At 35.8% G+C, this 22,516-nt stretch carries 16 protein-coding genes; 14 read left to right on the top strand and 2 right to left on the bottom strand.

The window, feature by feature from the left end; genetic code table 11:
- Positions 1-82: 82 nt before the first annotated feature.
- The 6 genes from celB (at position 83) to COC46_RS12270 (ending at position 9,569) form a co-directional block, all read left to right on the top strand.
- A complete protein-coding gene (gene celB, locus COC46_RS12245) occupies positions 83-1,387 on the top strand; it encodes a PTS cellobiose transporter subunit IIC (RefSeq protein WP_098809997.1) in 1,305 nt (434 codons plus the stop codon).
- A 114-nt stretch (positions 1,388-1,501) separates the two neighbouring features.
- Complete coding sequence (locus COC46_RS12250; protein WP_098809998.1) at positions 1,502-2,026, top strand: RDD family protein; 525 nt, start codon at positions 1,502-1,504, stop codon at positions 2,024-2,026.
- 28 nt (positions 2,027-2,054) lie between these two features.
- Positions 2,055-2,363 carry a PTS sugar transporter subunit IIB gene (locus COC46_RS12255; RefSeq protein ID WP_098809999.1) on the top strand — a complete coding sequence of 103 codons (309 nt, stop codon included), beginning with the start codon at positions 2,055-2,057 and terminating at the stop codon, positions 2,361-2,363.
- A 143-nt stretch (positions 2,364-2,506) separates the two neighbouring features.
- Positions 2,507-2,818: a PTS lactose/cellobiose transporter subunit IIA gene (locus COC46_RS12260; RefSeq protein WP_098810000.1), complete on the top strand. Its 312-nt coding sequence runs from the start codon at positions 2,507-2,509 to the stop codon at positions 2,816-2,818.
- Entirely contained in the window at positions 2,818-4,134 is a 1,317-nt protein-coding gene (locus tag COC46_RS12265; RefSeq protein WP_098810001.1) for a 6-phospho-beta-glucosidase, read from the top strand. The genes COC46_RS12260 and COC46_RS12265 overlap by 1 nt, the downstream gene beginning before the upstream one ends.
- Before the next feature lie 629 nt (positions 4,135-4,763).
- Positions 4,764-9,569 carry a S8 family serine peptidase gene (locus COC46_RS12270; RefSeq protein WP_098810002.1) on the top strand — a complete coding sequence of 1,602 codons (4,806 nt, stop codon included), beginning with the start codon at positions 4,764-4,766 and terminating at the stop codon, positions 9,567-9,569.
- A gap of 150 nt (positions 9,570-9,719) precedes the next feature.
- Here COC46_RS12270 and COC46_RS12275 read toward each other — a convergent pair whose 3' ends face one another.
- Complete coding sequence (locus tag COC46_RS12275; RefSeq protein WP_098810003.1) at positions 9,720-11,138, bottom strand: amino acid permease; 1,419 nt, start codon at positions 11,136-11,138, stop codon at positions 9,720-9,722.
- Between the two features lie 681 nt (positions 11,139-11,819).
- Between COC46_RS12275 and COC46_RS12280 the strand changes: the two genes are divergently transcribed.
- Positions 11,820-13,097, top strand: coding sequence for an efflux RND transporter periplasmic adaptor subunit (locus COC46_RS12280; RefSeq protein ID WP_098810004.1), 1,278 nt, complete (start codon positions 11,820-11,822; stop codon positions 13,095-13,097).
- 136 nt (positions 13,098-13,233) lie between these two features.
- On the opposite strand, the gene COC46_RS12285 is transcribed toward COC46_RS12280, so the two are convergent.
- Positions 13,234-14,526, bottom strand: coding sequence for an MFS transporter (locus tag COC46_RS12285; RefSeq protein ID WP_098810005.1), 1,293 nt, complete (start codon positions 14,524-14,526; stop codon positions 13,234-13,236).
- Between the two features lie 433 nt (positions 14,527-14,959).
- Here COC46_RS12285 and COC46_RS12290 point away from each other — a divergent pair, with 433 nt between their 5' ends.
- The 7 genes from COC46_RS12290 to COC46_RS12320 all read left to right on the top strand — a co-directional run bounded on the left by COC46_RS12290 (position 14,960) and on the right by COC46_RS12320 (position 22,508).
- Positions 14,960-15,766, top strand: a complete 807-nt coding sequence (locus tag COC46_RS12290; RefSeq protein WP_098810006.1) for an alpha/beta fold hydrolase — start codon at positions 14,960-14,962, stop codon at positions 15,764-15,766.
- Positions 15,767-15,817: 51 nt separating this feature from the next.
- Positions 15,818-16,612, top strand: coding sequence for an IclR family transcriptional regulator (locus COC46_RS12295; protein ID WP_098810007.1), 795 nt, complete (start codon positions 15,818-15,820; stop codon positions 16,610-16,612).
- A 280-nt stretch (positions 16,613-16,892) separates the two neighbouring features.
- Entirely contained in the window at positions 16,893-17,426 is a 534-nt protein-coding gene (locus COC46_RS12300; protein ID WP_098810008.1) for a cupin domain-containing protein, read from the top strand.
- 121 nt (positions 17,427-17,547) lie between these two features.
- Positions 17,548-18,474 (top strand): VOC family protein, encoded by a 927-nt coding sequence (locus COC46_RS12305; RefSeq protein ID WP_098810009.1) that lies wholly within the window; start codon positions 17,548-17,550, stop codon positions 18,472-18,474.
- Between the two features lie 63 nt (positions 18,475-18,537).
- Positions 18,538-19,329: an SDR family oxidoreductase gene (locus tag COC46_RS12310; RefSeq protein WP_098810010.1), complete on the top strand. Its 792-nt coding sequence runs from the start codon at positions 18,538-18,540 to the stop codon at positions 19,327-19,329.
- Between the two features lie 31 nt (positions 19,330-19,360).
- Positions 19,361-21,049, top strand: a complete 1,689-nt coding sequence (locus COC46_RS12315; protein ID WP_098810011.1) for a thiamine pyrophosphate-binding protein — start codon at positions 19,361-19,363, stop codon at positions 21,047-21,049.
- 13 nt (positions 21,050-21,062) lie between these two features.
- On the top strand, positions 21,063-22,508 hold the full coding sequence (locus tag COC46_RS12320) for an aldehyde dehydrogenase family protein (protein WP_098810012.1): 1,446 nt from the start codon (positions 21,063-21,065) through the stop codon (positions 22,506-22,508).
- The last annotated feature ends 8 nt before the right edge of the window (positions 22,509-22,516 follow it).

The raw sequence follows: 22,516 nt of genomic DNA on the forward strand, positions 1-22,516 counted from the left end.
AATTAAATAACAAAAGGATCTTGGTATATGGGGAAATTCTTGATTTACCAAGATCCTACATCCTTAGAGAGGTGACAACAAAATGAAAAGTAATTTTTTTGAGAAAAAATTCTTACCAATCGCTTCAAAAATAGGTAATCAAAGACACTTACTTGCCTTACGTGACGGTATTATGTTTGCTATGCCACTAATGATTATTGGTTCATTTTTCATTATCGTAGCTTGGTTAGAAGCAGAGTGGTATCAAAATTTCATGTCAAAAGTATTTGGCGAAAACTGGAATGCTTTTGGTGATATAGTTTATAACGGATCAATGGGGATCATCGCTTTAGTAGCAGTTTTTGGTGTAGCGTACTCCTTAGCAAGCAGCTATAAAGTCGATAAAAAGAATATTGATGGAGTTCCAGCTGGAGTATTAGCATTAGCAAGTTATTTAATAGTTAACATTATGAGCACTTTCAAAGATGGTAAAGAAAGCGTAACTGCTTGGTCACCTGATCTTTTTGGTGCACAGTACTTGTTTGTTGGATTAATTGTTGCAATTATTACTGCTGAAATATATCGTTATTTCTTACAAAAGAAGATTATTATCACGTTACCAGATACAGTGCCGCCAACGGTTTCACGTTCATTTACGGCTCTTATTCCTGGTTTTGTCATTATCCTTTTCTTCCTACTAGTTCGTTATGGATTTAGTCATACTGGCTGGGGAGATTTTGCAACGTTTGTTCAAAAGGTTGTGACACAACCGTTTACGATCTTAGGATCTACTTATATTGGTACACTTGTCGCATGTTTAATGGAACATCTTTTATGGAGCTTTGGTATCCACGGTTCATCAATCATTACATCAGTTATGGAACCAATTTGGATTACAAATGCAGATGCAAACTTAGCAGCGGTTAAAGCAGGCAAAGATATTCCACATATCATTACGTATACATTCTATGAGAATGGTATCTGGATGGGTGGATCTGGTGCTACTTTACCAGTTGCAATCTATATGACGTTTTTAGCGAAGTCAAAACTTCTAAAGAAGGTAGGACGTCTAGCAATTGGCCCTTCTATCTTTAACGTAAACGAACCAATAATGTTTGGTGTTCCGATTGTTTTAAATCCATTTTTAATGATTCCTTACATTCTTGCACCAATAGCAGTATTAACTGTAACGTACTTTGGTACGTCAATGGGAATTTTCCCACATACAACTGGTACGATCATTCCATGGACAACCCCATATTTCATAAGTGGTTATCTTATGACTGGCGGTAAGATTATGGGGGTAGTTATGCAATTGGTTGCATTTGCAGTGGCTTCAACTATTTGGTTCCCATTTATTAGAATGTGGGATAAGAAAAATTTAGACATGGAGAAGGCTAGCAATTAATTTAGGCCTATGTTCTCTCGGGTGTCATTCAACCAAAGCTTGGCACCTTAGCCTATTTGATCTAGGGTAGGTCGTTAAAAAAAGACGGATTATTGAATAGAAGGGAATACAACTATGGAAAATCGACAAAAAATGATTACTTCGTTTCGATTAAAAAGAATCGGTGCCTTTGTCATTGATGCAATCATTGTTTCAATCATCTTGTCAATTGTATATCGAATCACCGGACTTCCAAACTTTCCTGGAGTTCTAGCGAATATGATTGAAATTCAAAAGTCAGTGGGCGAGGCTGCTAGTCAAGAGGCGACTATAAAAGTAATGGCTCTTTTTAATGAAGCCTTTCTTCAATCACTTATTATCTACTTTTGTTATGAGGTTGTGACTACTTTATTGTTAAATGGATCGACAATTGGAAAGATGATTTTTAGATTAAAACTAACACGAATGAATAATAAAAAAGGAATGCTTCCTTATATATTACTTGTGATTGTTCGAAGTTTCTTTAAATTTTTGACGATGTTTATTTTTCAGGGCATCCCATTCTTTTTATCCGTTATAAGCATTTTTGCTAATAAAAAATCATTAGCTGTACACGATCGAATCGGTAGATTTGTCGTTATCAATAAGAACGAAGTATAAAAACTTACTAAAGAAAGAGGAAATCATCATGAATATTTTACTTTGCTGTGCTGCTGGTATGTCAACAAGTCTAATCGTTTCAAAAATGGAGAAGGTTGCTGAGTCAAAAGGAATTTCGGCACGTATTTGGGCAGTTTCTGAATCAGTTGTTCGCTCAGAGGTTGAAGAGGCAGATGTGTTATTACTAGGACCACAAGTCCGTTTTCTTTTAGAAGAAATGGAAGAAATCTGTGGAGAGAAAAATATCCCAGTTGAAGTAATTAATATGATGAATTATGGCATGTGCGATGGTGAAGCGATTCTAGAGCAAGCGATCAATTTAAAAGAAAATAAATAATTTTAATTTTTTGAAGTGACTCTTCTGATCTTTACTAAAGCAAGAAATGATGATTACCTAATAGGTTTATAACAGGAAATTTGTGACCATAGGGTTATGACGATAAAGAATTTTTAATCCAAAAGAGAGGAGGTCAGTTTTTTATGGTAAAAAATGAACAGGAAATTTTCACGCTGATTTTACACGGGGGAAATGGTCGTAGTGCGGCAATGGAGGCTATTAGCGCTGCCAAAAAACAGGATTTTGAATTAGCTCACAAAAAATTGAAAGAGTCAGGTGATGCTCTAAACGAAGCACACCATATTCAAACAACACTTATTCAATCAGAGATTGGTGGCAATCAGACGGAAATCTCACTTCTAATGATTCACGCACAAGATCACTTAATGAATGCAATGACCGTAAAAGACCTAGCAAAAGAGTTCGTTGACTTGTATGAGAGGGGCCTAAAATAATGTCAAAGAAATTTAAAATCGTGACAATAGGTGGAGGCTCAAGTTACACACCAGAACTGGTAGAAGGAATTATAAAGCGCTATGAGCAAATACCAGTTACAGAACTGTGGCTTGTTGACGTTGAAGCAGGTCAAGAAAAATTAGAAATAGTTGGTGCATTAGCAAAGCGTATGGTCAAAAAAGCGGGAGTACCAATGGAAATTCATCTTTCGTACGATCGACGAGAAGCACTAAAAGATGCTGATTTTGTTACAACACAGCTTCGTGTTGGACAATTAGCAGCACGTGCACTTGACGAAAGAATTCCGCTTAAACACGGAGTAATTGGTCAAGAAACAAATGGTGCAGGTGGCCTGTTTAAAGCACTGCGTACAATCCCAGTTATTTTAGATATTTGTAAAGAAGTTGAAGAGCTTTGTCCGAATGCTTGGATTCTTAACTTTACAAACCCTGCAGGTATGGTAACGGAAGCGGCATTAAGATATTCAAACATTAAGAGGTTTATAGGACTTTGTAATATACCAATTGGAATGGAAATGGGTATTGCAAAACTATTAAACGTAGATCACTCTCGTGTACGAATTGATTTTGCCGGACTTAATCATATGGTATTCGGAGTTGAAGTTTATTTAGACGGAGTTAGTGTAAAAGAGCAAGTACTTGAAATGATTATGGACCCTGCTAATGCAAGCTTTGTAAAAAATATAGATGCAGAAGAATGGGCACCTGAATTCCTTAAAGCAGTTCATGTCATTCCTTGTTCGTATCATCACTACTATTACAAAACATCTGAGATGCTAGAAAGAGCATTAAAAGATTTTGAGTCGAACGAAACTCGTGCAGAAGTCGTACAAAAAATTGAAGCATCTTTATTTGAAAAATATAAAGATGAAGCGCTGGATGTAAAACCACCGGAACTAGAAAAACGTGGTGGGGCTTACTATTCTGATGCGGCTTGTCGTTTAATTTCATCAATCTACAATGATACAAGGGATATCCAACCATTGAACACGATGAACAAAGGTGCAATTACAGGCTTACCGTATGACGGTGCTGTAGAAGTTAGCTGTATCATTACAAAAGATGGTCCAATTCCATTAACAATCGGGGAATTGCCAGTACCAGTTCGAGGTTTAATTCAAACAATTAAATCTTTTGAACAGACGGCAATCGAGGCTGCAGTAGAAGGAAATCGTGAAAAAGCAATTCTTGCATTAACAATTAATCCACTCGTAGCTAATGATAAAGTAGCAGTAGCTATTGTGGACGAAATGCTTGAGGCTCATAAAGAATATTTACCGAGATTTTTTAACTAACTTACTGTTTAAGACAGCGTCCTTTCGGATGCTGTCTTTTTTTTTTTTTTTTTTTTTTATTTAAAGATAGTATGAGACTTTAATAAATCTACAAGTGATCCTTAAACTTTCATCATTTTACCTTAATATGAATCCACACTCTTCTAAAGTCTTAGAGTATCCCTATATGTTTTTCAAAAACTCTATGAATATATATCTAGAAAGAAAAAGAGAAATAGAACTTTAAATCTATTAAAAATAGCCTGAAAACGATAAGACAATACAAAAATTTACATATTTTTAGTAAAAATACAAAAAAAGTATAAAAATTTTAAAATATTAAGAATTTTATGAAGGGATTTTGACTCAAAAAAAGAATTACTTAATTTATCTATTATTCCTTAAAAACTTTATTTAAACTTTATTAAAAAAGTATAGGCATTAATAGGGCTAATTACGATGAAAGGAGAAATTAGGGGGTTATCTGGTAAAAAATGATAGGGGTATTTCGGTATGTTCTTTATTGAGAAAATCTCGAAGAATCTGTCGATGTTCCTCGAATGTCTGTATTACAGGGGAAGTTTTTAAAGAAGGTTTTGCGCTAATTTATTTAATTATTTAACTAAAATTTTCTTGAGAGGAAATGAGAAATGAATAACAAAAAGAATCGTAAAATTACTACATACGCTTTAGCGTCTGCTCTTGCTCTTTCTAATTTGGCTTTTGTTTCACCAACATCAGCTGCATCTTACCGACCTGGCGATTTAGCATCGAAGTTAGACCAAATTAGACAATCACAGGAATCAAAGGAATTACAAAATAAAAATAAAGTATCTGATGCGAAAGCAAATTTAAAAGCGTCAGATAAAGTGCGTGTCATCGTTGAAGTGGATGGACAATCACCTGTTGAGTATGCAACAAAACAAGGTAAATTGTTTAAGGACTTATCTGAAAGTCAAAAGTCTAGTCTTTATGCGAAAGTAGAAAGCCAACAAAACTCAGTTAAATCTAAGCTACAATCAAAAGGGATTAATATTAATTATAAAAAACAATTTTCAACTGCATTTAACGGTTTCAGTGGTGTAGTTGAATTTGGTGATGTAGCAAAAATTGAAGCTACTTCAGGTGTAAAAAGTGTTTATCTAGCAAAGGAATATAATCGTCCTGAATCTGAGCAAGTTACGCCAGATATGACAAAAAGCCATCAATTTATCCAGTCTAAAGAAACTTGGAAAGACACTGGATATGACGGTAAAGGAATGGTTATCTCTATTATTGATACAGGGATTGACCCTACACACCGTGACTTCAAATTAACGGATCCTTCAAAAGAGGACTTAACAAAAGATTCAGTAGCTCAACTTGTAAAAGATAAAGGTTTACAAGGTAAATTCTACACTGACAAAGTTCCTTATGGTTATAACTATTATGACCAAAACGATATCGTAACGGACCTTGGACCTGGTGCTTCTATGCATGGTATGCACGTAGCTGGTACTACAGCTGCTAACGGTGATGAAGCAAACGGTGGTATTAAAGGGGTTGCACCGGAAGCGCAAGTTCTTGCGATGAAGGTATTCAGTAATGACCCAAGCTACCCTTCAACTTGGTCTGATATTTATCTTGCAGCAATCGACGATTCGATTAAACTAGGTGCTGATGTATTAAACATGAGTCTTGGATCAGTAGCATCTTCTTATCAACCAGAAAGTGCAGAGGATCTTGCTATTACTCGTGCAGTAGACAACGGTATCGTATGTGCTGTTTCTTCAGGTAACTCAAATCATATTGGTTATGGATGGGGAGATCCTTTAGCACAAAACCCTGATATCGGTGTTACTGGAGCACCTGGTCTTAATAAAGATACAATCTCAGTAGCTGCTTCTGGAAATGAAGCTTATCTATATGAACATGCTATAACTGTTGAAGGTAATAATAGTCTAAGTGTTGTTGGTAAAGGAATTGATGATTGGAAAAAACTATCAGACAAGTTTGGCGGGAATCTTCCGATTGTAGACCTTGGTAAAGCTGATAATGGAAGCTACAAATTAGGTTTCCCAGAAGATTACAACGGTGTAGATGTTAAAGGTAAAATTGTTCTTGTAGCACGTGGTTCGTTAGCGTTTGCTGATAAAACGAAGTATGCATCTCAAGCTGGCGCTGCTGGTATTATCGTATGGAATGCGACAAACGGTGTTCAATACGCTGACCAAGGTGGCTGGGAAGTTCCAATCATGCTAGTTAACTCAAAAGCAGATGGAGAAGCATTATCGAATGCAATTAACGGATCAGGGACATTACATGTTAACCAAACTGCTAGAAATGAAAGTCCTGAAATGGGCCGTATGACAAGCTTTACTTCATGGGGTGTTACGCCTAGCCTTGGGTTAAAGCCTGAAATTACAGCTCCTGGTGGAAATATCTTATCAACTGTTAACAACAATCAATATGAAGTGATGAGTGGTACTTCAATGGCAGCTCCACACGTAGCTGGTGGATCTGCATTAGTACAGGAATACTTGAAAAATGATAAACGCTTTAGCTCTTTAGGCGTTAGCGAGCGTACCCACTTAGCTAAAGTATTATTAATGAATACTTCAAAAGTAATCAATGACCTTGATGGACACCCATTCTCTCCACGCCGCCAAGGTGCTGGTATGATGCAAATCGAGAATGCAGTTACAACACCAGTTTACTTCTATAACAAGTCAACAGGTGAAGCAAAATATGAATTGAAGGATTTCCAATCTAAACAAGTTTCAATGACTTTCACAGCGAAAAATATTTCTACTAAAGATGCATTTTATAAAGTAGATACAACGGCATTAACTGATGAATTCTATCAAACTACTGGTGTTGACCGTAATGCTCTTCAAACAGGCAAATTAGATGGTGTAAAAATAGATGCACCAGAATCGGTTATGGTACCAGCAGGTCAATCTGTTGATTTCACTGTAAAAATTGATTTAACGAATGCAAAAATTCCAGGATTCGATAAAGGTGGAAAAGAAATTCTAGCAGATCTTCATGAGAATATTTTCGTTGAAGGTTCTGTAAACCTTATTGGTACTCTAGGTAATCCAAACCTAACTGCTCCATACGTAGGTTTCTACGGTAAGTGGGACAGTCTACCAATTCTTGATGGATTCAAGGATTTAGGCGAAACTCGTTATTTTGATTTACAAACACTTTATGGACCAGGTGCACATGATATGGCGCGCGATGGTGATAATTATTTCTATGGTTCTGTTCCAGGTAAGAATTTCTATGCTTTATCACCTAATAAAGACGGATATGCTGATGATATTAACGCACTTCCATCATTCTTAAGAAATGCAGAAGAAGCACAATATAACATACTTGATAAAGACGGTAAATTCCTTCGCCGTTTAAGTGCACAAGCTGATGTTACTAAAAATAACTTTAACAATGGTAGAGGCGCAATCATGAAGGATAGTGCGTCAACTATTTGGGATGGTAAAGTAAATGGTGAAGTTGTACCAGACGGTTTATACAATTACGAGATTAAAGCTGTAATTGGTTACGATGGTGCAGAGTGGCAGTCTAAGAAAATTCCAGTTTATGTAGATACTCATGCTCCAAGCATTAAAGCAACTTATGATGCAGATAAGAAAGTTGTAACTTGGGAAGGTTCAGATGATGGAACTGGAGTTAAAACTTATGGTATCTTCGTAAATGGAAAACTTGTTGGACAAACTGACAATACAAAATCTTCATTTGATTTATCAACTGCTCCGGAAAAATCAGTAGTTGAAGTATTAGCACTCGACTACGCAGGTAATGCGGCAGAAGATACTGCGGCAATCGGTGACGTAGATCTTCCATTGGTATATATTACTGATGGCTCAAAAGATGATAATGGTGAATATGTTCCTAACTCACCAGAACCATGGGGAGCTTATAGTGACAACAAAGTTCCAGTAAAAGGTTTCGTAACAGATGAAATCGGTATTAAAACAGTTAAGGTTAATGGAAAAGAAGTTCCAGTTGAATTCGATGCGAAGACTGGACACTATAACTATTCAACAACTGTAACGTTTGATCAAGACGGTCCTTACACTGTACAAGTTGAAGCAACAGACTATGCTAATAAGAGCTTCTCAGTTGCTCGACATGTTTATGTTGATACACATGCAGCAGAAATTACTACAGACGCTCCTGCTCGAGTGGACAAAAATGTAGATCAAGTTACATTTAATGTAAATTTAAAAGATAACTATAGCTACTTAAACTTCTTCGTTGGTGAAAACCATGAATTTGAAGTACCTTTAATTAGCCCAGTAGATGTAGTAAAACCATTAAATAAAGATCATAAAGTTACTGTACCTTTAAAAGAAGGCGAAAATAAAATTACGTTAAGAGCAACTGACCTTGCTGGAAATGAAACAGTGAAGGAAGTAGTCATTAATCGTGAAGATGCTCCATTAACAACTGGTTGGGTAGTAAATGACGATAATAAAGTTTACTATTACGACGAAGATGGAAAAATGCACAAAGGCTTCTTAGAATTAAAACAAACTGAAGAAGATTACACTTGGGTAACTACATTCTACTTTGACCCATCAACTGGCGAAATGCACACTGGTTGGTTAGATTTAAATGGAAAACGCTATTACTTTGACCAAGGCGGTTCAATGGCAACAGACATCGCGTTTGTTCCTGAAAACAATACGTACTTCTACTTTGATTCAAAAGGAGTAGCACAATCTGGTATCTTTGATTTATTTGGTGACAGAGCGTACTTTGATGCTAAGTCAGGTTTATTACGCAGCGCTTGGAAAAAAGTTGGTTCTAAAACGGTTTATGCAGACAAAGATGGTACTTTACACATTGGCTGGTTAAATAATAGTGGCAAGTGGTACTTCTTTAATAAAGATGGCTACATGCAAACTGGTTGGTTAAATGATGGTAAAGACACTTACTATTTAAATAGTAAAGGTGAAAAAGTATTTGGCTGGAATACAATCTCTGGTAAAACTTACTACTTTAATTCAACTGGTGTGAAAGCAAAAGCTGGTTGGTTAAAAGTGAGTGGCAAGAAGTTTTACTTAAACAGCGACGGTTCAAGATTTAGCAATGGCTGGAAATCAATTAGTGGTAAATACTATTACTTCGATAAATATGGGGTAATGAAAACTGGTTGGTTAACAGTAAGTGGCAAGAAGTATTACTTAAACAGTGATGGATCAAGATTTAGCAATGGCTGGAAATCAATCAGCGGTAAATACTACTACTTCGATAAAAACGGTGTAGTAAAAACTGGTTGGTTAACAGTAAGTGGTAAAAAGTACTACTTAAACGGCGATGGATCAAGATTTAACAATGGCTGGAAAAAAATAAGTGGTAAATACTATTACTTTAACAAATCTGGTGTAATGGCTGTAAATACGAAAATCGGTAAATATAAAGTTGGTAAAGACGGAGCAAGAAAGTAAGCTTTGAGCTTTTAAAAATCGATTAAAGCATAGGAAATCATGGGCATGTATTCGATACAAAATCGGATACATGCTTTTTGTTAGGATAGGATTAATGGATGAAAAGCAAAAAAACAAGGAAAAATTTCCTTGTTTTTTTAAAATACCAATTTAGCCTATTTTAGTTTTATGATTATTGTTCGTCGTCTCAAGCGCACTTCTTTTCTTACCATATAATATATAAACAACAAGTCCAATAGCCATCCATGCAATAAAACGAATAAATGTAATACCTGGAAGACTAGCAATTAAGTAAACTGAAAATCCAATCCCGATTAATGGAATAAGTGGAACCAAAGGTGTTTTGAATCCTCTTTTTAATTCAGGACGTTTTACACGTAATACAATGATAGAAGAACAAATTAAAATAAATGCAGTTAACGTTCCAATATTAACTAATTCTGCAACTTCGTTAATCGGTGTAACACCTGCTACAAATGCAGTAATTAAACCAATTAATAAAGTAGGACGATAAGGTGTTTTATATTTAGGATGTAATTTTGTAAACCACTTTGGTAATAGACCATCTCGGCTCATTGAGAACCAAATACGTGATCCTGCAAGCATGAATGAGAACAATACTGATAAAATCCCTGTAATTGCAGCGGCAGAAATGATTAAAGTAATCCACTTCATTCCAATATTACTAAAAGCCTTTGCTACAGGTGCTGCATTATTAAGTGTTTCATATGGAGCCATACCCGTAATAATAAGTGACATTGCAACATACAAGCATAAAGCAACGCCTAACGATATGATGACTGCAAGAGGTAAATCACGTTGTGGTCTTTTTGCTTCTTCTGCTGCTGTAGTTAGCGTGTCATAACCGAAAACAGCAAAGAATACTAGAGCTGCTCCACTCATTACTCCGTGGAAACCAAAAGGCATGAAAGGATGCCAGTTAGCTGTATCAATATGAAAACTTCCAACGCCAATAACTAATAGAATAATACCTAATTTAATTATAACCATTAAAGAGTTAAATTTAGAACCCATTTCAGTTCCAAATGTAAGTAAGCCTGCAATTCCCAGACTAACTAAAACTGCAATTAAGTCAACTTTATGACCTGCACCAGTACCAGGCGCGCCTTGAGCCCAAACAGGAAGGTGTACACCCATTTGTAGTAAAAATTCTTGCATATAGCCAGACCATCCAATAGCGACTACCGCAACTACTAATGCATACTCAAGTAACAAATCCCATCCAATTAACCAAGCAGTACCTTCTCCTAATACAGCATAACTGTAAGTATAGGCACTTCCAGCTACCGGTATTAAACCAGCAAACTCTGCATAACACAAGGCTGCAGCTGCACTAGCTAATCCGGCGATTATAAATGATAAGAGAACTGCAGGACCAGCGTGCTCTGCTGCTGCCACACCAGTTAATACAAAGATACCAACACCTATAATGCCTCCTAAACCAATGGCAGTCAGTTGCCATAAACCTAGAACACGATTAAGCCCGGTATTTTTAGCTCCATCCATTTGAAGCTGTTCAATAGACTTTTTTCTGAAGAAAGCATTCATCTAAGACTCCCCCTTTTTTATGAATAATCTGTATTTTTAATAAATAACTACACACAAACTAAAATTGAGTGTAGAGTAATTAATTAGTTTGCAACGGGAGAGGTGTACTAATTCCCAGATTCTTTGAAAAAAAACAGTAATAAAATGAAAGATATGATTTTTTTCCAAATATTACCGTAAGCGTTTTCTAATGTAAATAAAAAAAATAATAGAATAGAATGATATATTGGAAAAATTATCCTATACTACTATCATATTTTTTGTATTGTAACATAGTTCAATAATACTAGGCAATAATAGTATGAATGTTTTTAATATTATATTTTAATCAAAAAGTATTTAATTTCTAACTAAATTTAGTGAAAGAATATGAGAAAATACATAGGTTTATCAAAGGGTTCTAAGACTTTTTCAGTAGATTTTTTTCATCTAGTTTTTTGTTGAAGAGAAAAACATAAAATTAAAAATTATTTTTTTGATGTTGAAATTAGAATATTCAGAAATAATAAAATTTTAATTAATAAATTGCAAAAGAGCGCATAAAAAGGACTATTTTAAAAAACATAACAAATATTTCTCATTTTCTAAAAAATATCCTTGAAAGACTTTTTAAAACAATAGACAATAGATATAGAGGAGTCGAATTAACTGTTTTTTGCATGATAAGGAAGGGGTATATTGATGGAATCGGCGAAAAGAATTGATGAGGAAAAAGAACAGGCAAAAGCAATAACGCCACGTCAGAAAAAATTTATTATAATAGGGATCATTATTCTTTTAATCGTTTCTGTGATTCTTAGTTTAGTAGTACTTGAAATTAAAAAAAGTAAATCTAAAACATTACAGTTTGTCAGTCCAACAGTAAAAAGTTTTACTAAAACTGAAACTGTATCTGGTCGTGTTGTACAAAGTCATACTGATACAATTTATGTAAATCCAGGTAAAGGATCAATAAACGAGATCTTTGTTAAAGAAGGAGATACTGTCACAAAAGGACAAAAACTTTTTTCCTACGAGGATCCAACGATAGCGGCTGAACTTGGACAAGCAGAAGTAAATAAGAAGCTAGCAGAAACAACTGTTACACAGAAGAAAGAGCAAGTTGAATCTTTAGAGCAGGATATTCAAAACGCTAATTTAGAGACGACATCCGATCCAACTGATAAAACGAAAACAGATACAACTAAAACAAAAACAAAAACAGATACTACTGCAACGGATACATCAGTGATTCAATCACTGCAAATCGAACTAAATAAAGTAAAAGAAGAACTAAATGCAGCTGAGCTAAAGGTAGAACAATATACACTTGAGGCTGAAAAACTAAAAGCTCAACAAGAATCACTAACTGTAAATAGCAAAAATGATGGTGTAATACTGAACTTGAACCAAAAAATTGGTCAAGGTTTTAAAGCAACAGACAAACAGCAAATTTCAATTATGCAAATTGCTTCAAATGAACCATTCCAAATTGAAGGAAAGCTAACAGAAGAAGAGAAAGCAAAAATTGAACCTGGCCAAGCAATTAAGGTTACATCAAAGGTTGTTGCCAATAAGAGCTGGAAAGGAAGTATTTCAGAAGTTAGCAACTTTCCAATGAATAATACATCCTCTAATCAAGAAAAGAATACAAAACAAGCGACTGTTCCATATTACTCTTTTAGAGCAACACTAGATTCTCAAGAGACCTTATACCCTGGTTATGAAACAAAGCTTACTGTTGTCGTAGAGTCAAAGGATTTATTAGCCGTACCTGAAACGAGTATCAAAGGATCAGGAAAATCGACTTACGTGTATACACTAAAAAAAGGCAAAATCTATAAACAAACTGTCAAAACTGGCCAAAAATCTGGAAAATACGTTGCAATTCTAAAAGGATTAAAGGAAGGGGATAAAGTAGGAAAGAATCCTAGCTGGACTGTCCGACCTGGTACTAAGATTGATTTAAATAAGAAATAGAAGAGACGATCACTGAAGTAAATTTATTTTACTAAAGTGATCGTCTATTTATTTTCATGAAATCATAGGCAATAAAAAGAGAGAACTTTAGAAGTTCCCTCTTACTTTATTATGATATAAAAGCGTTTACAAAAAATTATGCATTTATTTTTTGCGGAGGAAATGGAACAGCACGCAGTTCAGACGCTTCTTCTTTAATAGCAAATAAATACGCGATCAATCCTAGTAAAGCAGTAATAATTAACATGAAAATTGAAGTAGTAAAGCTGCCTCCCGATGAGTCGCGTAACCAACCCATGATATAGCTAGAAAAGCCACCCATTAGGTTTGTAAATCCGATTAAACCTGCTGCGCGACCAGCAGTTTCTTGAGTTGAATATTTTACTAAAAACATATTACTTAGATGGAAGACACCACCTTGACATCCCATTGCAAGTCCCATGCAAACCCCTGCTAATATTGGGTTTGGAACAAAAACTGCTGTAGTTAAAAAGATAATCGTTAGTGAAAATAAGATAGTTGCCATTAAACTCGGACGTCTTGTTTTATCTGCTAGAAAGCCACATGCAAGAACAAACCCAAGTGCAAATAACCACGATAAGGAAGTGATGCTCGTCATACCTTCTTTCGCAAACCCTTTTGCCTCGATTAAGTAAGTTGGCAACCAAATGCTTATTCCAAAGAAGAGGAAAGAACAGACTAACATACCAAACCAGACAATCCAGAAACGATAATCCTGTATGAAATTTTTATTTCCATTTGAACTTCTTGCATGTTCTTTTGAATCAACTGGACGATGGATGAAAGCCAGCTCTTCTTTACTAACCCACGGATGCTCTGCAGGTGTGTTTCTTGTAAGAAAAATAAACATTGGAATATTAATTACTAGGTTAAATCCAGCTAGCATAAAGAAAGCTGCTTGCCAATGAAGTGATGAAATAACAAGTACTAATATAACTGCCCCAATTGCTGGTCCTAAATAGTTACCCGTAAGCCAAGAGGCTTGAGCACGACCTAATTCTCGTTTGTTGAACCAAGCGGAAATAAATTTTCCTGAAACAGGAATCATCATTCCTTCTCCAAAACCGAGAATAATTCGACTTATTAAAAATGCTTCATATGTAGTGGAGAGACCTGATGAAAACATAGTAAGAGTCCAAACAAATAATCCAGCTATAGCCGTTTTTCTCGCGCCAAATTTATCAATAATGAATCCCCAAAAAAGATTCGAAACGCCATAAGCAATCGTAAAAACAAATGAAAGAAGACCAATTTTTGCATTTTTGTCAATACCTGTCATACCAAGTGCTTTTAAGAATTCTGGATCTGTTTGTATGACTGAAATGCCTACTTTATCAATTTGTCCGAAGAACCAAAAGAAAAAGATTGGTAAAGCAATTAAAAACCATCTTTTTTGTCTATGTAGCATTAAAGTTCTCTCTCCTTTAAAATCAATTAATTTCGTTAAACATTTGGGAGGAAAAAGCAGAATCTACGATACCTAACAAATATGAAGTTCAAACAGACTTCACGTATTATTTTGGCTAAACCTTTATTATCAACTCCTTTTATTTTTTTGTTTTAAATATAAAACAGTGTTTCAATATTACTATATGAAACTCTTTTAAAGATAAAATAATTAGAAAAGTTTGTCAATTGAGAAATTATTGAAAAAATTTTCCAATTTCACGTTCAAATAGCATTAATCCAGCGTTTTTCTAAGTCTTAAAAAATAGAATTATTGACAATAAATTCTGACAAATCTATAATTCAAATTGAAAAAATGTTTTTTATATGAAACAAATTAGTTTTAATACCCCTAGGGGTTACATAATTTAGTAGAATTAGCGGAGGTACTGTGGATGCCAATTAGTCATTTAAAAGATTTATCGATTCATTATCAAGAGTCAGGTAAAGGACAAGCATTAGTTATTCTACATGGTTTGGGAAACAATTCTCAGTCATGGAAGCATCAATTAAGTGAACTGAATGAGCATTATCGAGTGATTGTTTGGGATGCTCCAGGTTATGGGTTGAGTTCCGATTTAAAAGAGGAGTTTCATGAATTTTCTCAGTTTGCGAATGTACTAAAAGAATTTTTGGATAGTCTAGGGCTAGATTCTATTAATTTACTTGGTCATTCAATGGGATCTGCTATTGCAATCGATTTTACAAGCCGTTTTCCGCATATGGTCAATTCACTTATTATTTCAGACGCAACACGGGGAGCAGCAGGACTAACTAAAGAGGATAACGAACAAAAACTACAAAATAGATTAAATTCGATTGATCATCTAGAACCAAGTGAACTTGCTAGAAAAAGAGTAAAAGCATTACTGTCTCCGAATGCATCGTCTGAAATAGTCAAAGAGGCAGAACGCATCATGTCACAAGTACGTCCATCTGGTTATCGTTCTGTTTCATACTCTTTATCAAACTTAAACCAAATGGAGATTCTATCTTCAATATCTGTCCCAACTCTTGTTATGTGTGGGGAATTAGATCAAGTAACACCAGTAAGTGAATCACAAATATTTCACGAGTTGATTCCGAATTCAGAATTTGTTATTGTTCCAAATACAGGGCATTTATGCTATCAAGAAGACCCTAAACTATTTAACCAATTCGTGGTAAACTTTTTAAAGAAACAACCAATAGGTCATAAATAATAAAAATAGTTTTTCAAGCTGCGACAATATGTATTAGGAGAGGTTTGCTCAATGGATAATGTAGAGAAAGAAAAATATAGCGCAAATTCATTAGTAAGAGGTTTAGAAATTATTAAGCTTTTTAATGAGGAACATCCTAGTTTGTCACTTTCTGAGATTGCAAAAAAGCTAGGTGTAAGCAGAACAGTACCTTATCGTTTACTTTACACACTTCAGTCAATCGGATACTTAACACAGGACGAAAATACGAAGCAATATTCGCTAACTCCAAAGGTTCTAGAATTAGGGTTCAGTTATATAAATAGCTTGAAAATACCTGAAATTGCACAACCATATATGGAGTCATTACGTGATGAAATCGGTGCATCTTGTCATTTATCAATCCTAGACGGACATGAAGTTGTTTATGTGGGTAGCGCTCCTGTTAGAGGTGTATCAGCAGTCAATGTGAACATTGGTTTAAGACTACCGGCTCATGCAACAGCAAATGGAAAGCTACTTCTTGCATACGAACCAAAAGAAAGTCTTATGCAGCTGTTCCAAGTTACAAATTTAACCCCATATACAGATAAGACTTTGACAACTCCTGGTGAGTTTATGGAGCAATTAGATAATATACGTCAAAATGGCTACTCTATAACGAGTGGAGAGTTTCATCAAGGTATTCATTCGATCGCTGCTCCAATTTACGGTAGAACAGGGAAGGTTTTAGCGGCATTGAATATTGTAGCTACTGAATTATCCTATCAGGAAGATTTTATGAATAAAGTTGCATTGCCTAAACTTCTGGATGTCTCTGTTTTACTATCAAACTATATGGGCTACAATGGCAGAGTTACAACTTAGGTAATATCGTTAAAATGATAAATATGGATTCCTACACAATGGGAATCCATATTTTTTTTGCTCAAAAAACTAGTTATAAACCTTGTAAATACAATATTTTAGTAGTGTTTTACTTTTGTGACATATCGAAATTTTCTAAAAACTATATTGACACAAATACTAATTCATTCTAGAATTATTTTATAGATAAAACACTGTTTTGTATTTGAAACAAAAAGGCAATTAAATACAAAACATTTTGTTTAAAAAAAGAACAAACAATACAGGGAGGATTTTTAAAATGACAAATGAAACTTTTTCAGTTAAAGAATTTGAAAAAAAATACGTGGCCCGCTTAGAAGACCGTACGCTTGATTGGAATGTATTAAAGTTTCAAGAGGAAATTGATCCTAGGTATAAACGTGCTCAAATGCGTTATATTGGACGCGGTGCGACAGCGAATAATGACTCAAATGTAGTTGCAGCTGAACATTTTACATTAAGTACAATGGTTCTACCTCCTGGCTGCATTGGACCTTTACACCTACACGATGATGTAGAAGAAGTGTTCTTCATTCTTGAGGGAGAAGTTACAGCTTTAATTCAAGAAGTTGGTAAAGATGAAGTTCATGAAATTAAATTAAATGCTAGAGATTGTATCAGTTCACCTCCTGGAGTTCATCGCGGCATTCGAAATGACGGAGATACTGAAGCACGTATGTTAGTTATGCTTGGCGCAGTGAAACCAAATCTTCCAACATATCCAGAAGGAAGCGCTCTTGAAGAACTTCGCAAACAACGCGCTAAAGAAAGAGAAGCAATCATCAAAGGTTAATTAAAAAAATTGAAAAGGGACAGCTGCATTTTGGATAATTTTTGCAGCTGCCTTTTTCAATAGAGTTAATAAAAGAAAGGCTTAATATAGATCGTTATCAAATTATTGGGAGGGATTATTGATGCTAGGAATTACTCATTTAAGACATATCAGTTTGATCACACCAAACTTTGAGGAACAAGTAAATTTTTATGAAAAGGTTTGGGGGTTAGATCGTGTAGATGTTTCAGATGACAATCATATTGCTTATTTTCGAGGAGCAGGTCCTGAACATCATATTCTAAGCCTTCGAAAAGGAGAAAGAGCCGGTTTACATCATATCGCATTTGGAATGGTTGATAAAAATGCAGTCGATCGTGCAGCGGAAATATTACATTCTAAAGGTATACATATCATCGAAGAGCCAGGTTATTTGGACGAAGCTGGTGGAGGATACGGACTTCGATTTGTTGATCCAGAAAATCGCGTAATCGAGCTTTCTGCTTGGGTGGAGGTTCAAACGTCCATTTGGAACAATAAAAACGTGGACCCGGTGAAATTAAACCATGTAGTCATGAACACAAAGGATTTAGATATGATCGTCGAGTTTTATACAGACGTGCTTGGCTTTAAAGTAACAGATTGGAGCGAGCACCAAATGTCTTTCTTAAGATGCAATCGAAAACATCACTCTATTGCATTCAACCAAGATGCACACGCTTCAGTGAATCATATTGCTTACGAAGTTGATTCGGTAGATGAACTAATGCGTGGCATTAGTAATGTTAGGAAGGCCGGACTAAGTGAGCTATGGGGTCCAGGTCGACATGGTCCTGGTAATAATATCTTCTGTTATTTTCAAGATCTTGGTGGGTTTGTCATGGAATACACATGCTATCTTGAAACGATTGAAGATGAGTCCGAGTGGAGAGCACGCGTATGGAAACGTGTGCCACATTTAATGGATCAATGGGGAATTGCTGGCCCACCAAAGCCAGAAGCTCGTAAAGCGATGGGCGGAGAACCAGACACCGGTTGGGTCGATACAGAAGTTAAAGTACGTTCATAATTTTAAAATAAACATTCGGAACTAAAAGTATAAAATGATCGGCTATGAAAAGGGGTGACGAGAATGGATTTAGGTTTAAAAGGAAAAGTTGCAGTCATTATGGGTGGAACTTCTGGTGTTGGACTAAAGACAGCGGAATTATTTTTAGGAGAAGGTGCTAAAGTAGCAATTTGCGGTAGAAGCAAAGAGCGCGCAGATAAAGCATTAAATCATTTACTCTCATATGGTGACCGAGAAGATCTATTTGCTTCGACTTGTGATGTTACATCAAAAGAGGAAGTTAATGCATTTATACAACAAACAGCAGAAAAGTTTGGCGGAATTGATACGTTAGTAAACGCAGCTGGTCAAAGTGTAATGGGGTATTTTTTCGATATTACAGATGAGCAGTGGCAGGAACAAATTCAGTTGAAATATTTTGCAATTATTTATGCAGTACGTGCAGCTCACCCTCATTTAGTGAAAAGAGGAGGAGGACGAATTATTAATATAAATGCCACTCTTGCAAAAGAGCCTGAGCGTCATATGGTCGCAACAGCAGCCACTCGTGCGGGACTTTTAAATTTAAGTAAAACATTGTCTCAAGAATTAGCATCAGACAATATTTTAGTAAATTCAGTAAGTCTTGGTTTAATTCGAACAGATCAATGGGAGCGAAGAAGATTGAAAAATGCTCCTGATATGGATCCTGAAGAATATTATAGAGATCTTGCGATAAAACGAAATATTCCACTAGGTCGTGTTGGCGAAGCAGAAGAAGTTGCAAGTGTAATAGTCTTTCTTGCTTCAGACAAAGCAAGCTATGTAGCCGGTTCTACAATTGAAACTGCAGGTGCGATCGGTAAAGCACTTTAAATAAATTATTAGACAAAGGTAGGATACCAAGATGAAAAAACAAGAGGAAATCGTATTTACAACTGCGGATGCCGTTGTAAAAGAGCTAGTTCAAGCTGGAGTAGAAGTCGCTTTTGGGATCGTAAGTATTCATAATATGCCAATCTATGACGCGATCCTTAGGGATGGGAGTATAAAATTAATTTGTTCACGTGGTGAAAGCGGAGCAGTAAACATGGCAGACGGTTATGCACGCGCGACTGGAAAATTAGGTGTTGTTATTACTAGCACAGGTACAGGAGCAGGAAATGCAGCTGGTTCATTAGTAGAAGCTTGGGCGGCTGGCGTACCACTTCTTCATCTGACTGGAGAAGTAGCATCACCTTATCTTGGAACTGGTAAAGGATATATACATGAATGTAAAGACCAATTATCAATGATGAGCGGTGCATGTAAAAATGCTGTAAGACTAAGAAGACCAGATCAAACAGCAGGAGTAGTAAGAAAAGCAATTGAAGAAGCATTAACTGCTCCAACAGGACCTGTTTCATTAGAAATTCCAATCGACTTTCAATCAGCAATAATCGAGGATGTTTCGATCGATAAAGTGCAAATAGATGTTTATAAACAGCAATTAACAACTGTCATACCGGAAACAGCAATCTCAAAAATTATGGAAGCACGTCGTCCAGTTATTTGGGCTGGTGGCGGTGTAATTTCTGCTAATGCATCAAAAGAATTAACAAATTTAGCAGAAATTATTGGTGCAGCTGTTATAACTAGTCAGTCAGGAAAAGGCTCGATACCAGAAGATCACGAGCAATGTATCGGTCATTTTGCAGCCAATGGGTCTACTAAAGAGTTTTTGAAAAATGCAGATTTATTAATTAGTGTCGGAGTACGCTTCAGAGGAAATGAGACTTCAAACTGGAAAGTAACTGTCCCTGAAGAACATATTTCGATTGATGCAGATTTTAATGCAATTAATCGCAACTATAAAGCAACATTTGGGTTAGTTGGAGATGCAAAGGATATATTATCAGCTCTAATTAATAAAATCGATGGAAAATCCGTTTCAGTTTTACCTTCTTATATAGAAGAAGTACGCAACTTAAGAAATGAAGTACGAGGACAACTTCGTAAAACACTTGGTCCATTTGAACAATTCGTAGATGGAATGAGAGAGATTTTACCGAGAGATACAATTTTAGTTCGAGATGTAACGGTTCAAGCAAATGTATGGGGAAGTAGAATATTCGATATTTACGAACCTAGAACATCTATTCACGCATCTGGTGGGGGAATCGGTCAAGGTCTTCCTACTGCTATTGGTGCACAAGTAGGTCGTCCACATCAAACAGTCGTACTAATGGCTGGTGATGGCGGATTTATGGTTAACGTAGGTGAAATGGTGACTGCAGCTGAAGAAAATCTGCCAATTATTATCGTGTTATTTGATGATTCCGGTTATGGAGTACTTCGAAATATTCAAGAAGCAGCATACGGACGCCAAGTAGCAGTAAATTTATTGAGTCCAGATTTTGTAAAACTAGCAGAGTCAATGCATTTTGAAGCTACACGTATTGGTTCAGGAGACGAATTTGTTAGAGAAATAAAGAAGGCAACTGAAAGAAGAAGACCAACAATGATCGTTGTCGATATGGAAGCAGTCGGACCTATGGCAATACCATTCGGTGGACCTCCAGGAGCAGCAGAAAGCTTTAAGCCAAAAAAATTATAAAGGAGGATTCCATATGATTTCGATATATCCAGTTGTATCAGGAAGATATCTCATAAATGGTGAATGGAAAGAAATAAATGAAACAGCTAATATTATTAATCCCGCAAATAAATCAGAAGTAATCGGCAAAGTTGCGTTATGTACAGAGGAAATCGTAAACGAAGCTATTGATGCAGCATCAAAAGCATTTGAATCTTGGTCGCAAAGTGAAGTTCAAGATCGTGTAGAAAGAATGAAGACAGCAGCTTATGAACTTTCTAAAATTATTGAAGAAAATGTTTCGTTATTTGTACGTGAAAATGGAAAAACACTTGTAGAAGCAAAGAAAGACTTATTACGCTGTGTTGAAGTGATGAATGGTGGAGCAGATGAACTACTTAAATGGTGGAATCCGGAGTTACTTCCAGGCAATCAAAAAGTTCAAGTAAGAAGAAGAGCAAGAGGGGTTGCAGCAGTCATTACACCTTGGAATTCACCAATGATTTTAACATTTAAGCGAGTAATCCCAGCAGTTTTAGCAGGGAATACAGTTGTTGTAAAACCAGCGACAAATTGCCCACTAACAATTATGACTTGTTTAAAAGTAGTGGCGGAACATTTTCCACCTGGCGTTATTAATATTGTAACAGGTTCAGGAAAAGTAATTGGTGACAAACTATGTTCTGATTCACGAGTTCGTACGGTTGCCTTCGTTGGAAGTACACAGACAGGTAAAGATATTATGAAGAAGTCTGCTGGAAATCTTCAAAAAGTATATATGGAGCTTGGTGGGAATGACCCGGCGATTATTTTAGAGGATGCTAACTTAGATGACGAAGCAATTACAAGATTAAGAATGAGTATTTTACGGGCGGCTGGCCAAGTATGCTCAGCTATTAAACGCGTATATGTACATGAATCTAGATATGTTGAAGTAGTAAAAAAATTAAAGAAAGAATTTGAGCGAATTGTTGTAGGTGATGGTATTCAACCTGATGTAACGATGGGTCCATTAAATAATAAAGCTCAATATGACTATGTGAATGCATTAATTGAACGTACTGAAAAAGCGGGTGCAAATGTAATAACAGCTGGAATTCAACTGAACCCTGAAATGTGGGAACAAGGATATTACATCTTACCAACAATCGTAACAGGCATTGACCAGCAAAGTGAAATCGTTCGTGCAGAACAATTTGGTCCAGTCATTCCTATTTTACCTTTTTCAACAATTGACGAAGCGATCAAACTAGCAAATGATAGTGAATTTGGTTTAAGGGCATCTGTTTGGACTGAGAATGAAGAATTGGCAATTGAAATGGCAGATCGTTTAGAAGCAGGCGCTGTTTTTCATAATAACCATACAATCTTTAGCGATTTAGCACTGGATTTCCCTGGGTTAAAAGAAAGTGGTGTATCAAGAGAAACAAGACACTGTGGATTGGAATTCTTTGCAGATTCATACGGATTTGCAAATTGAGGAAGGTG

Source organism: Bacillus sp. AFS041924 (genome assembly GCF_002577195.1).
GTDB lineage: Bacteria > Bacillota > Bacilli > Bacillales > Bacillaceae_G > Gottfriedia.